This window comes from Kineothrix sp. MSJ-39 (assembly GCF_018917935.1).
GTDB lineage: Bacteria > Bacillota > Clostridia > Lachnospirales > Lachnospiraceae > CAG-194.
Genome location: NZ_JAHLPN010000031.1, coordinates 1 through 13,818 on the forward strand (window position 1 = coordinate 1; position 13,818 = coordinate 13,818).

Consider the following 13,818-nt stretch of genomic DNA (forward strand, 5'->3'; position numbering starts at 1 on the left):
TTGTACTTTGTGAACAGGTTTCTTTTCTCTTGCCATAATAATAGGCCTCCTATGATTTAGATTTTATCATAGAAGACCTATTAGCTAATACCTATTTACAGAAAAAGTTTCACAGACTCCTGAATCTTATCCTTTAACTATTTATCTTCCAGTGTCCTGTCTTATTATTTCCTACTCTCTCAATAATGCCTTTTTCTTTAAGGCTTTTTACATGTGCTGCTACTGTCTTTTTACTTATTCCTATGTTCTCTGCAATCATCACATAGCTGTAGCCAGGATCTATTCTAAGTTCATCCAATATTCTTCTTTCAGCATCAGTCACCTCATCGGTCACCTCATCGGTCACCCCATCGATCACCTTGCCTGGGCCATGAACAACTCTATCTTCAGGAGCAGTAAATTTGACCATAATGTCACTTGGATTTACAGTAAACTCAGGTGCTGGCAAATCATCTGCTTTACAAGCTTCACATATTTTTTCTATACCTCTACCCCAGCTTTCAATGAATCCCGCCAAATAAAAAACATTTGCAATATTAGGATTAAACGGTCTTGATGCATGTTTCACTAATAAATTCTCGGCTGTCCAGTTGTCTGGTAACTGTCCACAATTTGCTATATACATCTTATCTTCGTATACGCTAATCTGGATCGGTACACCGTAGTTATACTGTGAATGGCATAATGCATTCAGTAATGTTTCTCTAAGTGCAGCTTCCGGCACGAAATATCTCTCTTGCCTTTGAACACCTACATAAGAGATTTTTGCACGCATATATTTCAAATAAACCAATTCAACAATCTTATCTACAATTTCAATCAATGAGCCATGCACTTCATCCTGATACATCAGGTCTGCATCAGTCTCAAAATATCCTATCTTTACATATGCACCAAGCTGCCATTTTTCTGGATCTTTTGCAAATAGCATCATAGCTGCATTAGTTAAATAACCACCTGCTGCAAGATGCAACTTTTCCAATAAGATTTCCTTAGGCTCCTCTAACAATGATGGTTCAATTCTACCTTTCTTTGCTGCTAACTCCTTAAATCTATTAATAACAGAATCCTCTACATCAGCCAAAGTAAACGCAGGCATTGGCATATTATCCCATGTAACTCCACGTTTTCCATTTAGAAAACTCTCAAGTGCTGGTCCTGTTAGCACCTGTTTTGTACTACCACTGCGATAATGATATACACCTTTATATGAAATACTTGTAGAGTACGCAGGAACATTTATCTCAATATAGTCTTTTCCATCTTTTGACAAAAGATTTACATCCGCTACAATACCAAGCGATTGAGTGATTTTATTAGGAATATCCTCCAATAATTTCTTTGAATCTGATACTCCAACCACATTGCCTTCATCATTCATTCCGATATATATTTTCCCACCCTGAGCATTTGCAAAACCACATATCCATTTCAAATACTCATCGCGCCAAGACTCTTTCCATTCAATATTTTGACTTTCTGCCACTTTGAAATCGTCTCCTTCCACTGCTAATTTTATTTCTTTATTGGTCTACTATATCTACATTTCGGATAATTCATACATCCGTAGAATCTACCATATGGTCCACTTCGTTCTCTCAGTTTTCCTCCACAATCTGGGCAAATCGTAGGATCACATTTTTTTCTTTGCATCACGATTTCCTGTGCTGCTTTTTCCTTTAATAATATATCCCCAGCCTTCCAATGAACTTGCATCAATCACTTGTATTAAATTATTATCAACCAAAATATCTACCTGTGATTTATCATATTGAGGTGTTCCAATAGAAACTTCTAATTTGCCCCCTAACTGCTCATATAAATCTATTAAAAGTAATACCCTACATTTTTATATACAACATTATTATCTACTCAACCCACCGATAACATTCTTGTCTACACAACCTATTTATGCTAATCTCATTACCGGGCATTTTATCCATTTTTGATGCCAACTTCAGGTATCTATCTCTACAAACCCAAATCTCCGAAAAGCCCTTATTTCAAGGAATTCCAGACACATCCAGTATTTTTAATTCTGTACTTTACTAAGCAGACAAACACTCTCCACATGCACGCTCATCGGGAACATGTCAATCGGTCTGACTTTTTGGAGTGTATAGCCGCCATCCACCAAAATGCGGAGGTCGCGGGCAAGTGTTGCGCTGTCACAACTGACGTAAACAATGCGGTCAGGCTGCATCTTGAGCATGGTATCGAGGCACTTTTCATCACAGCCCTTTCGCGGCGGATCCACCACGATCACATCAGGATGCGCCATCTCGCTCTCTTCCTGACTATGCTTGGCATACCAGTCCGGCAGTACCTTCTCTGCCTTTCCGACAAAAAATGCAGCATTTTCCATATGATTCAGAGCAGCATTTTTTCTGGCATCTTCGATCGCCTGTGGTACGATCTCTACGCCGTAAACAGCTTTTGCCTTCTGTGCCAGAAATAAGGAGATCGTTCCGATCCCGCAGTACAGGTCCCAGACAGTTTCTTTCCCCTGCAGGTCCGCATAGGCTAACGCTGTTCCATACAGCTTCTTTGTCTGCACCGGATTGACCTGAAAGAAGGAAAGCGGTGAAATCTGAAATGCCACATCTCCGATATAATCAGTAATATATGGCTTACCATAGAGGAGTCTGATCTCCTTTCCCATGATGACATTTGTATTTTCCTGATTGACGCTGAGTGAGATCGATACAATCTGTTTTTCCGACTTGTCTTCATGCTGCTCTTCCGTTCCATCAGCACTTTTCTGTATGCCATCAGATGTTTTCATATTCTCACACAGCTTCAGCTCTGTAAGTGCAGCTATCAGTTCCTGCTCATGCGGCAGTTTCTTTCCATTGATCACAAGACAGACCATGATCTCACCAGTCGTAAAGCCTGTCCGGATCAGTACATGGCGCACCAGTCCTTTGCCGCTTTCTTCCTGATATGCAGAGATCTGATACTGTTTCATGAAGGCAAGGATTTCCCGCAAGATCACACCATCCGTTTCTGCACCGATACAGCAGTCTGTGCCCGGAATGATCGAATGTGTCCTGCCGGCGTAAAAACCCGCCACCGGATTGCCATCTTTATCTACGCCGATCGGATATTGCGCCTTGTTGCGATAATGATACGGATCTTCCATTCCGATAATAGGTTCCATCACATTTTCGATCTCTTCTGCCGCAAACCCGCCGATGCGCTGCAGATTGCCAAATACCTTCTGCTGTTTGATCTGAAGCTGTTTGTCATAGGCAACTGCCTGTAACTGACAACCGCCGCACGGCTTATAGATCGGGCAGCGCGGCTCTATGCGAAAAGGAGAAGGTACAAGTACCTTCTCACATCTTGCGTATGCATAATTCTTTTTTACTTTTGTCAGAAGTGCCAGAACTTTGTCGCCCTGCACTGCATCTTTTACAAAAAGTGTAAATCCGTCGATCTTTCCGATGCCTTCACCGGAAACACCGGTGTCTGTGATCTCGATTTCGACCTGACTGTTTTTCTTATATTCCATAAATGATCCTGTTTCTATCCTTCCTGACACATTTCATACGTGCGCATACAGTTTTATAATAATTTTGTTGCTCTGACATTTGTTTCCAGCAGTCTGTTGTAGCCCAGCCAGCCTGTTTCGGATGTAGACTCTAAAAGTTCCGTAAATGTTTCCAGCTTTGCATCCGTATTATCCGCAAAGTTCAGTGCAACTGCTTCCATCAATGCAGGCTTTTTCGGAGAACCGTATTCCAATTCACCGTGATGTGCTAAAATACAGTGCTTGAGTTCATTTAACAGATCTGTCGGGAAGCCATCGATCTGTGCTGCCTTTTCGCCTGTCATTTCACAGCCCATTACAATGTGTCCGAGCAGGTTGCCGATATCCGTGTAGTCATTTTCCGGGAAGCTGGAAAGCTCCTTTACCTTACCGATATCATGCAGCATTGCGGCTGTCAGAAGCAGATCGCGCTTGAGCATCGGATAGGCGCCGCAGTAGTAGTCACACAGCTTCGTCACACTGAGCGTATGTTCCAGTAAGCCACCGACAAATCCATGATGTACGGTTTTAGCGGCGGAAGAATTGCGGAATGCCTTCACGAACTCCTCATCCTCCACAAAGAAACTCTGCAGAAGTGCCTTTAAATATGTATTTTCGATGCTGTCAATAAGCCTTGTCAGCTCATGCATCATCTGATCGATATCTTTCTTGCTGACCGGCAGATAGTTAGCCGGATCATACTCACCTTCCTGACAACGGCGCAAACGCTTTACATTGATCTGGTTTGCTCCCTGAAAAGAAGTTACCTCACCGTAAATCTCAATATAATCCAGTGCATCATAATCACCGATTCCCATATTGTTCGGATCCCAGATCTTTGCATCGATCGTGCCCGTTTTATCCTGCAGCACAGCGGTTTCGTATGGCTTACCATTCTTGGTAGTTGCCAGCTGCTTATGCTTGCAAAGATAAATATCTGATACTCTGTCGCCTTCTTTATAATCCTGGATAAATTTCATTTTTCTGCTCCTATTCTGCTTCTTCTGCTGTGATTTCTAATATTACTTCTTTATATTCTGTTCCGTCAAACCGCATGACTGTCATTTCCACAACATTTTGCGGAGACAGAGACAGGATGACTGCTCTGTATTCTTTATATGAGGAAATCAGATGATCTCCGATCTTGATAATGATATCTCCATTGGAAACACCTGCACGCATCGCCGGTGACTGTGAGACAACTTCCGTTACATAAGCACCATATGGGACATCCATCTCCTTATGGGCATCGTCTGTTACATCAACGCCTTTGATACCAAAATAAGCTCTTTTCTCATTGTTGGACAGTTTTGCGATAAGTGTTTTGATATCCGATATACCAAAGACCGTAAGCGGTTGTCCGCTGACACTGCCCGCCATAACGCCAAGCACCTTCCCTTCCAGATTGATCAGAACACCGCTCGGTGCTGTGCCTGTATTCAAGTCTGTCGTCAACAGATTGTACGATGCATCTGTCAGATTCAATCTGCCCTTATTGGCTGTGATCATTCCATAACTGACAGAGCCGTAGGTTCCCTGCGGTGCACCGATCGCGATCACCGGCTGACCAACGATCGCATCATCTCCCGAAATGCCCAGCTCAGCGATCCTGATCTCCTCCATCGTTGCAGAATGGATATCATCCTTGGAAACTGCGAGGATCGTAAGCCCCGTCTGACTGTCCTTCTGCTTGATATGTGCCTCTGTCATCTGCTTATCACAAAATCTGACATAATACTGGCTTGCATTTTCCATCGAACCCGTATCTGCCAGAATCAAAAGCTCTGCAGTATTGTCTGCCAGAATCAGACCTGCTGTCATATTTTCATTTTCAAATGTTCCCTGCAGCCAGTCCTGCATCTCCGAAATCCCGATCACGGAGACCATAAAATCCATGGAATCCTGCGCATAGGCATATAGATCCTGATACAGCTCTTCATACTGGTCGATCCCAAATGCGGTTGTAGCAGACTGGATCGCTTCTTCTTTGGCTTCTTCCACCGCTGCCTCCTGCCTTTGCACTTCCTGCTGGGCAACGCTCTCCTCCGTCAAAAGCTCCTGTGGCTTTACCTCTTTCTTTTCCTCCGGGAATTCAACCTTGGAGATTTTTTCCGGATTGAGCACATTATTGATCACCGGCTCGATCAGAAGGAAGGTAATGCACGCCACCAGACCGAATACCACAGCAAGTGCGGCTGTCAGAACGGTTCTGCGCAGAAGCTTTTTCTTATTGACCGGCTTTTTCTTTATCGTTTCATGCACAAATTCATAATCTTTTTCTTCCATTTACCACTCTTCTCCTTAGCTGTTACCAGCTTTCAGTATATCATTTTAAGGGTATTTCCACAAGAATCCTTGCATAGTAATTTTGCCTTACCTGTGTTATACTTTGTGGATAAGGAGGCTATTATGAACCAGAAAGCATTACACACTCTTGAATACGATAAGATCATACGTTTATTGATAGATAAAGCAACATCCGATCCGGGGCGGAAAATGTGCGAAAACCTGCAGCCGGGCAACTCTATTTCTCAGATTGACCTGCGTCAGGAACAGACCGCAGCAGCACTTGACCGGCTGTTCAAAAAAGGCAGTATTTCCTTTGGAAACAACCACGATTTTTCCTATGCGTGCAAGCATCTCGCGATCGGCGGTTCTTTAAGTTGCACAGAGCTTCTGCAGATCGCCGGACAGCTTGAAAATGTCACACGCATCAAAAACTACGGTCGTATGGAAAAGGAATATACCGACTGTCTTTCCTCTTTTTTTGATGAACTGGAGCCTCTGACGAACATCCAGACAGAGATCCGCCGCTGCATCATCGCAGAGGATGAATATGCGGATGATGCCAGCTCCACGCTCCGTCAGATCCGCCGTCAGCTTGCTTCTACCGGTGAAAAGATTCACTCCCAGCTTCTTTCCATGGTAAACGGAAGCTACCGCACCTATCTGCAGGACGCAGTGATCACCATGCGGAACAACCGCTATTGTCTGCCTGTTAAAGCAGAATGTAAGGGGCAGGTTCCCGGTATGGTACATGAAAGATCCCAGACAGGCTCCACGCTTTTTATCGAGCCTGCGGCAGTTGTGGATCTGAACAATAAAATAAAAGAACTTGAGCAGCAGGAAGCAGATGAGATCGAAGTGATCCTTGCCACCCTTTCCGCTTCTCTGGCAGAGTATGCAGATACCATTCTGCGGAATGGTGAGCTTATGACAATTCTCGATTTTGTCTTTGCCAAAGCAGAGCTTGCCATGGATATGAATGCAACAAGACCGGTTCTGAACGAAAAAGGAATCCTTCGTCTGCGCAAGGCACGTCATCCGCTCCTGAAAAAGGACAGTGTTGTACCGATCGATATCCATCTGGGAGATAGCTTCAAGCAACTGATCATCACAGGTCCGAATACCGGTGGTAAGACAGTTTCCCTGAAAACAGCCGGACTTTTATGTCTGATGGCACAGGCAGGACTGCATATTCCGACACTTGACCGAAGCGAAGTCTGCGTATTCCGTGAGATTTTTGCGGATATCGGGGATGAACAGAGTATTGAACAGAGTTTATCCACCTTCTCCTCCCATATGACAAACATTGTCCACATTATGAAGGAGGCTGACAACCGTTCCCTGTGTCTGTTTGATGAGCTTTGCGCCGGAACAGATCCGACAGAAGGGGCTGCCCTTGCGATCGCGATCCTCTCCACCTTACAGGCGCGTGGCTGTTACACAATGGCAACCACCCACTACAGCGAGATCAAGATCTATGCCCTCTCAACAAACGGCGTGGAAAATGCCTGCTGTGAATTTGATGTAGAAAAATTAGCTCCAACTTACCATTTACTGATCGGTGTTCCGGGCAAAAGTAATGCCTTTGCGATCTCCGAAAAGCTGGGGCTTTCCGATAAGATCATAGAAAAAGCACGCCAGCAGATCAGCAGTGAGCAGGAGAGCTTTGAAGATGTCCTGTCCTCTCTGGAAACAAGACGTGTCCAGTTGGAACGCGAACGTGCAGATTTTGATGAGCAGAAGCAGAAGCTGGAAAACAGACTTGCCGATCTCACCAGACGGGAAGAAAAACTGCAGTCCCAGAAAGATGAAATCCTGCGAAATGCCAACGAACAGGCAAGAGATATTTTACGAGATGCCAAAAAAGTGGCGGATGAAACGATCCGCTCCTTCCAGAAATTCGATGATAACAGCTCCATGAAGGAAATGGAACAGAAACGTACCAAGGTGCGTGAAAAGATATCCGAAAAGGATTCCAAGCTGACGCTGAAAGCAGCCAAGGTACCGAAAGGTTCCAAGGTCAAGGCTACAGAGCTGCATTTGGGTGACCGTGTCAAGGTGCTTTCCATGAACCTGCGCGGAACCGTCAGCTCCAAGCCCGACGCTAAAGGTTACTTATTCGTACAATGCGGCATTATTCGTTCCAAGGTGCATATCAGTGATCTTGTGCTGATCCCCGAGGATGATATCACGGCAAGCACGATCTCCCATTCCAGCTACGGCAAGATCACGATGGCAAAATCAGCCAACGTCCGTACAGAGATCAATCTGCTCGGCAAAACAGTGGATGAAGCACTGAACGCACTTGATAAATATTTAGACGACGCTTACATGGCACATCTTCCTTCCGTCCGTATTGTGCACGGAAAAGGAACCGGTGCTCTCCGCAACGCAGTGCAGACACATTTACGCGCACTTCCTTATGTTGCCTCCTTCCGCCTCGGTGAATACGGCGAAGGTGACGCAGGCGTTACGATCGCTACTTTTAAATAGAAAGGAGTTTTACTATGGTTGCAAAACAGAAAATACTGATCGTGGATGATGATGAAAATATCGCAGAGTTGATCTCCTTATATCTGACAAAGGAATGCTTTGAGACCATGATCGTTTATGACGGCGAATCCGCACTTTCCAGCTTTGAGACTTTCCAGCCCAATCTGATCCTGCTGGATCTGATGCTTCCGGGCATTGACGGTTATCAGGTCTGTCGTGAGATCCGTACCACTTCCAGCGTTCCGATCATCATGCTGTCCGCCAAAGGCGAGGTATTTGACAAGGTACTCGGTCTGGAGCTTGGCGCAGATGATTATATGGAAAAGCCTTTTGATACAAAGGAACTGGTTGCCAGAGTTAAGGCAGTTCTCAGACGTTTCAAATCAGGAAGTGTTCCGGCAGAAACCAATGACAATACGAAAAAAGTGGAATATCCTGATCTGACAATCAATCTGACAAATTATTCCGTTATTTACCGCGGAAAGACAGTAGAAATGCCGCCAAAGGAGCTGGAGCTTTTATACTTCCTTGCTTCTTCTCCGAATCAGGTATTTACAAGAGAACAGCTTCTCGACCAGATCTGGGGCTACGAATATATCGGTGATACCAGAACGGTTGATGTTCATATCAAGAGACTTCGCGAAAAGATCAGCGATCATCCAAGCTGGCATCTGTCCACCGTCTGGGGCATCGGTTATAAGTTTGAAGTGACACAGAAATAAGGGAGCTACATATGAAAAAAACGCTTTACCTGAAATTTGTCCTTGCTTATGTCATTTTTGGATTTTTCAGCTTTATTGTCGTTGCCACTTTCTCCTCCTCTCTCATCAACGAAAGAGTAAAACGGGAAAATGCGGAATCACTTTATGCGGAAGCCTCCATGGTATCCAAAACATATGCAAGCGAGCTTTATAACAATGAAATAACGATCGAATCCGCCTATCATCAGCTGCACGCGCTCGGAACCTACTTATCTTCAACGATCTGGGTCGTCAATCCTTCCGGAACGGTGCTGGTCAATTCCGACAAGCAGCCGGATGTGGCAAATCCACAGATCATTGATGATTTTACGCCTTCCATTACTGCGGATTCTTATTACACGACGGGCAGTTTCTTCGGAGAATATGACCAGAATATGCTGATCGTTTTCAGTCCGATCACGTCCAATTATAAAATTCAGGGATATGTGATCATTGCAAAGCCGGTTTCACTTTTAAATGAACAGGGAAATGGCTATCTGACGATCATGTACATTACCATGGTACTGCTGCTTTTACTGTCTTTGATCATTCTTCTGTTTTTTACGGAAATGTTTTACATTCCGCTGCGTAAGGTCATTTACGCTACAGAGCAGTATGCCAGCGGTAACATGCACTATGAATTTACTGTTGAAAGCAGTGATGAAATGGGCTATCTTGCCGGAACACTGAACTATATGGCAAGTGAGATTGCCAGATCGGAAGACAACCAGAAGAAATTTGTGGCAAATGTTTCCCATGATTTCCGCTCTCCGCTGACTTCAATCAAGGGTTACCTTGAAGCAATGCTGGACGGAACGATCCCGCCGGAAATGCACGAAAAGTATCTGCACATCGTATTAAACGAAACAGAACGTCTGACCAAGCTGACAAACAGTCTGCTGCAGCTCAACAACTTAAATACAAAGGGAATGGTGTTGGAAAAGTCTGTATTTGATATGAATCAGGTGATCCGTGATACGGTCGCAACCTTTGAGGGTTCCTGCGAACAGCGGCAGATCAGTATTGCACTCACGCTGACAGGAAATGTGATGCACGTGGTTGGCGACAAGAGTAAGATCCAGCAGGTTTTATACAATCTGCTCGATAATGCCATCAAGTTTTCTCACAACAACTCTACGATCACGATCGAGACAAGAGAAAAGAAAAATAAGTTGTTTGTTTCCGTTAAGGATACAGGAATCGGTATTCCGAAGGACAGCCTCAACCTGATCTTCGACCGTTTTTACAAGACAGATCTTTCCCGTGGCAAGGACAAGAAAGGAACCGGTCTCGGTCTAAGTATTGCCAAGGAGATCATTCATTCCCACGGCGAGAACATCAATGTCATCAGTACGGAAGGCGTCGGCACGGAGTTTATCTTCACCATCGCCCGCGCAGAGGATGATGACGAGGATGAGGATGAAGATGAAGAAGATGTAACGGTAAGCACTGAAAAAAACAATAAATAGCATGATACAAAATAAACAGATTTGGTAATCACAAAGTAATAACAACAAAAGGAGATCGCATAGAAACGCAATCACGTTTGCCTACCCTGCGATTTGCTAGGAGCATATTTTGCACGAGCTCCAGCCGCCAAAAAGCGTGGCGGTCTCTCCGCTCGGCAAATGCTCCGCAAATCTCGGTCGGCTACACTATCGATTGCTTATTCTATGCGATCTCCTTTTTAGTTCTTCCTGAATTCCTGGAAACATGTGTCATTTACTCGTACATGACACCCTGCACCCTTTCCTATCTACCTCGCCGATAAATTCTTCTATAAGTCTGTTTACTTCATCCGGCTGGTCAGTATTGGAATTATGACCGGCATTTTTTATCCATATGAGCGGTAAACCTTCTCTCTGATGCCATTTCTTATTATAGCTTTTTGCCGAGCCCGCTTTATCCTTTTCTCCACAGATAAGTAATGCCGGACAACTGATACGATATGGCAGATCTGCTTTGATTGCTTCAGCAAGCATTCTATAGCCAAAACCAGCAAGTCTTGCATATTCTTTATGATCCGCATCATAGGACATCATCATCTCTCGCATAAGCTTCTGACCATAGTCCGTCTCTGCACACCCTCTTGAACCAGCCTTAAGAAGAGCTTTCCATGGATATATTCTATATAATGGCTCTGCTCTTTCAAGAAGCCGTATTTCCATTGCAGTCATATAAGACTTTTGAAGTGGTGCAGAATCAATAGAGATAAAGCCTTTTATCTTATCCGGATATAATTCCATATACATTTGAGCCAGATATCCACCCATAGACTGACCGATAATGATGGGATTATAAATTTCTTCTTTTGCTAAGATTTCATAAAGCCATTGTGCCATATCGGACAGACTGTAATTATTTGTAAATGGTCTGGATAACGCATGTGATGGTGCATCCCATACAAACACATTCTGTTTCTTCTCAAAATATTCTATCTGCTTCTCAAAAAGCCTGTGATCTGCTGTAAGTCCCGGCAAAAACACTAACGTAATTCTCTGTTTATCTATTATATTTACAAAATAATGAATGCAGCCACAGGGTGTCTCATAACTGTTTTCTGTCATTTTCCGTCCCCTTTCCATAAACCGTTTCCCAATGATTTATCATTTCCAGATACTCCTGCTCAAAAGCAGTTACATCATAATTCCCTGTTCTGTACCAATACTTCAGCATCCCTTCTGAAGCATATAGAATTTCTTTATATATACTTGTAAACTCTATATCCTTACGGACGAAATCGAGATTCAAAATTGACAAAAGCATTTCCAATGTCGTTTGGGCAGCATCCTGTACATCCGGTTGGATGATTGATTGAATATCCGGCTCTGTTTCAAAGTATGAATTAATGGAAAACAGGGATAAAAATGTATATTTTCTCATCACTGCACACTTAGCCATCAGACTTCGACGCATCATTTCAAAAAAATCATCTGTTTCATATACCTTATATTTACACATGTATTTTCTTGTCAAATCTGCTGCATGCTTCCACAAAAAAAGATACAGCTCCTGCTTGTTATGAAAATAGTGAAACAAAAGTGATTTAGAAATTCCGGCTTCTGCCGCAATTTCTGAAGTTGGTGCCTTCTTATATTGATTCGTTGCAAATACTTTATATGCAGCATTCAATATCTGCGATTGTTTTTCTACAGGCAAAGCAAAAAATTTATCATTCATAAGCTGTCTCCGTTAACCGATTCGGTTAATGCGAGTATATACCCATTGACCGATTAACGGAAGACCTCATTAATATCCTATCGACCTGCCTCGGCTCATTCTTCCCATATCAAACCTCGGCTTTTTCTAAATTCCTGAAGTTTTTCATGAAATTTCAAAACCTGCATCTCCCATGCCTTTCTATTTTCTTTTAACGACAGCATAACTGCCGCTTTATAAATCATAGCCAATGCAGAGAGCAGAATCGGCGGCTGTTAATTGATAGAGTTTTGCGGTACATTATTGTTGACATGAGCCAAGTTAAACTGTATAATTCCTATATAGAGATATGCGGTACAAAAAACGGAGGTGTTACTATGGCTAGACCCGGTTATATGTCAATTTACGCTGATGAGCGAACGCAAGGAATATTTGATGAATTTTGTAGGATTAAAGGAATTACGAAATCAACTGCACTAACAGAAATGTTAGATATTTATATGTTGAGCCAAGACGAAGAACTATATACGGAATTAAAAAAGAAGGCACTTGGAATAGAATCAGCAAGACAGATGGTTGCAGGAGCCTCAGATGTAAGGGAAGTTAATGATTATGTTTTCATGAAGCTGGCAACAGCCTATGATACAGAAGGAAATCCACTTGATGGGAAAGAAACGATTGAAGCTTATATTAGGAACTGTGATAATAACGGTTTGGGATATACTTGGTTTTCTACACAATCGCTTCATTCTGGAATGCAGAGGAAAAAGGTCGAGTTTTATAATCGTATAATTAAAAAAGGTGAAATTGTAAAAATTCTTTTTGCAGTTAGTGGTGATGAGAATGATATAAAATACTCTGCAAAAATTCTTGAAATTGTTTCTTCAAGAGATAATATTAGATGTCCAGGTGATAAAAAAGCTGTCCCAGAGGAGTTTGGAGAAAACGAGACTGGAAAGATATGGATAAAAATAACTGATATCGGTGAAGAGACAAAGCTAAGTGCTGATATGATGGTTGTTGGAAGTACGGGTAGTAATCTTAAGCAGGTTATAAGTAATTCACAGTTTCATTTTGGATATGTTAATATTCCAGAGGAGTGATTGAATGAAAAACGAACAAGAAAAAGATAATGAAGCATATGAGAAATATGTAAGGTATAGAAAAGCAAAAGCAGACTATGAAAGAAAATGTACTGGGTGGGTAACTATTGTAATAATTTTGATTATAATAGCTTTATATTTATATATATTTCATTGATTTTGCAATGAATTTAATGCTACATGACACCCTGCACCTATGCAATTATCTGGATAAAAAACAGGGATTACCGCATAGAATAAGCAATCGATAGTGTAGCCGACCGAGATTTGCGGAGCATTTGCCGAGCGGAGAGACCGCCACGCTTTTTGGCGGCTGGAGCTCGTGCAAAATATGCTCCTAGCAAATCGCAGGGTAGGCAAACGTGATTGCGTTTCTATGCGAGCTCGAGTCTGTGAAAGTTTTTCTGTAAATAGGATTTTAAGGTCTTCTATGATAAAATATAAAATCATAGGAGGCCTTATTTTATGGCAAGACAAAAGAAACCAGTACACAAAGTACAAATGA

Annotated in this window: 12 protein-coding genes; 5 read left to right on the plus strand and 7 right to left on the minus strand. The window is 42.8% G+C overall.

Annotated features, from left to right (window positions below; genetic code table 11):
• Positions 1–133: 133 nt before the first annotated feature.
• From KQI22_RS13290 to KQI22_RS13310, 5 genes are all read right to left on the minus strand, one after another.
• Positions 134–1,486: an ATP-binding protein gene (locus KQI22_RS13290; RefSeq protein WP_216553236.1), complete on the minus strand. Its 1,353-nt coding sequence runs from the start codon at positions 1,484–1,486 to the stop codon at positions 134–136.
• A gap of 29 nt (positions 1,487–1,515) precedes the next feature.
• Positions 1,516–1,653, minus strand: coding sequence for a topoisomerase DNA-binding C4 zinc finger domain-containing protein (locus KQI22_RS14150; protein ID WP_253293647.1), 138 nt, complete (start codon positions 1,651–1,653; stop codon positions 1,516–1,518).
• 379 nt (positions 1,654–2,032) lie between these two features.
• Positions 2,033–3,514 carry a 23S rRNA (uracil(1939)-C(5))-methyltransferase RlmD gene (rlmD, locus tag KQI22_RS13300; RefSeq protein WP_216553242.1) on the minus strand — a complete coding sequence of 494 codons (1,482 nt, stop codon included), beginning with the start codon at positions 3,512–3,514 and terminating at the stop codon, positions 2,033–2,035.
• A gap of 53 nt (positions 3,515–3,567) precedes the next feature.
• Positions 3,568–4,512 (minus strand): 3'-5' exoribonuclease YhaM family protein, encoded by a 945-nt coding sequence (locus KQI22_RS13305; protein WP_216553245.1) that lies wholly within the window; start codon positions 4,510–4,512, stop codon positions 3,568–3,570.
• A 10-nt stretch (positions 4,513–4,522) separates the two neighbouring features.
• On the minus strand, positions 4,523–5,818 hold the full coding sequence (locus KQI22_RS13310; RefSeq protein WP_216553248.1) for a S1C family serine protease: 1,296 nt from the start codon (positions 5,816–5,818) through the stop codon (positions 4,523–4,525).
• A 123-nt stretch (positions 5,819–5,941) separates the two neighbouring features.
• On the opposite strand from KQI22_RS13310, the gene KQI22_RS13315 reads away from it, so the two are divergent.
• From KQI22_RS13315 to KQI22_RS13325, 3 genes are read left to right on the plus strand one after another with little or no spacing between them, the layout of a single operon-like run.
• Positions 5,942–8,311: an endonuclease MutS2 gene (locus KQI22_RS13315; RefSeq protein WP_216553251.1), complete on the plus strand. Its 2,370-nt coding sequence runs from the start codon at positions 5,942–5,944 to the stop codon at positions 8,309–8,311.
• Between the two features lie 14 nt (positions 8,312–8,325).
• Positions 8,326–9,033: a response regulator transcription factor gene (locus KQI22_RS13320; protein WP_216553254.1), complete on the plus strand. Its 708-nt coding sequence runs from the start codon at positions 8,326–8,328 to the stop codon at positions 9,031–9,033.
• A gap of 11 nt (positions 9,034–9,044) precedes the next feature.
• Positions 9,045–10,520, plus strand: coding sequence for a sensor histidine kinase (locus tag KQI22_RS13325; RefSeq protein ID WP_216553257.1), 1,476 nt, complete (start codon positions 9,045–9,047; stop codon positions 10,518–10,520).
• A 249-nt stretch (positions 10,521–10,769) separates the two neighbouring features.
• On the opposite strand, the gene KQI22_RS13330 is transcribed toward KQI22_RS13325, so the two are convergent.
• Both KQI22_RS13330 and KQI22_RS13915 read right to left on the minus strand, forming a co-directional pair.
• Positions 10,770–11,618: an alpha/beta fold hydrolase gene (locus KQI22_RS13330; protein WP_216553260.1), complete on the minus strand. Its 849-nt coding sequence runs from the start codon at positions 11,616–11,618 to the stop codon at positions 10,770–10,772.
• Entirely contained in the window at positions 11,599–12,231 is a 633-nt protein-coding gene (locus KQI22_RS13915; RefSeq protein ID WP_253293648.1) for a TetR/AcrR family transcriptional regulator, read from the minus strand. The genes KQI22_RS13330 and KQI22_RS13915 overlap by 20 nt, the downstream gene beginning before the upstream one ends.
• 356 nt (positions 12,232–12,587) lie before the next feature.
• On the opposite strand from KQI22_RS13915, the gene KQI22_RS13340 reads away from it, so the two are divergent.
• Positions 12,588–13,313, plus strand: coding sequence for a hypothetical protein (locus KQI22_RS13340; RefSeq protein WP_216553263.1), 726 nt, complete (start codon positions 12,588–12,590; stop codon positions 13,311–13,313).
• A 4-nt stretch (positions 13,314–13,317) separates the two neighbouring features.
• Positions 13,318–13,470: a hypothetical protein gene (locus tag KQI22_RS13345; protein WP_216553267.1), complete on the plus strand. Its 153-nt coding sequence runs from the start codon at positions 13,318–13,320 to the stop codon at positions 13,468–13,470.
• Positions 13,471–13,818 lie beyond the last annotated feature (348 nt).

Bases quoted from the DNA above. Each gene is read 5' to 3' on its own strand.
- KQI22_RS14150 (WP_253293647.1), bottom strand. From the start codon at position 1,653: ATGCAAAGAAAAAAATGTGATCCTACGATTTGCCCAGATTGTGGAGGA.
- rlmD (WP_216553242.1), bottom strand. From the start codon at position 3,514: ATGGAATATAAGAAAAACAGTCAGGTCGAAATCGAGATCACAGACACC.
- KQI22_RS13305 (WP_216553245.1), bottom strand. From the start codon at position 4,512: ATGAAATTTATCCAGGATTATAAAGAAGGCGACAGAGTATCAGATATT.
- KQI22_RS13310 (WP_216553248.1), bottom strand. From the start codon at position 5,818: ATGGAAGAAAAAGATTATGAATTTGTGCATGAAACGATAAAGAAAAAG.
- KQI22_RS13315 (WP_216553251.1), top strand. From the start codon at position 5,942: ATGAACCAGAAAGCATTACACACTCTTGAATACGATAAGATCATACGT.
- KQI22_RS13320 (WP_216553254.1), top strand. From the start codon at position 8,326: ATGGTTGCAAAACAGAAAATACTGATCGTGGATGATGATGAAAATATC.
- KQI22_RS13325 (WP_216553257.1), top strand. From the start codon at position 9,045: ATGAAAAAAACGCTTTACCTGAAATTTGTCCTTGCTTATGTCATTTTT.
- KQI22_RS13330 (WP_216553260.1), bottom strand. From the start codon at position 11,618: ATGACAGAAAACAGTTATGAGACACCCTGTGGCTGCATTCATTATTTT.
- KQI22_RS13915 (WP_253293648.1), bottom strand. From the start codon at position 12,231: ATGAATGATAAATTTTTTGCTTTGCCTGTAGAAAAACAATCGCAGATA.
- KQI22_RS13340 (WP_216553263.1), top strand. From the start codon at position 12,588: ATGGCTAGACCCGGTTATATGTCAATTTACGCTGATGAGCGAACGCAA.
- KQI22_RS13345 (WP_216553267.1), top strand. From the start codon at position 13,318: ATGAAAAACGAACAAGAAAAAGATAATGAAGCATATGAGAAATATGTA.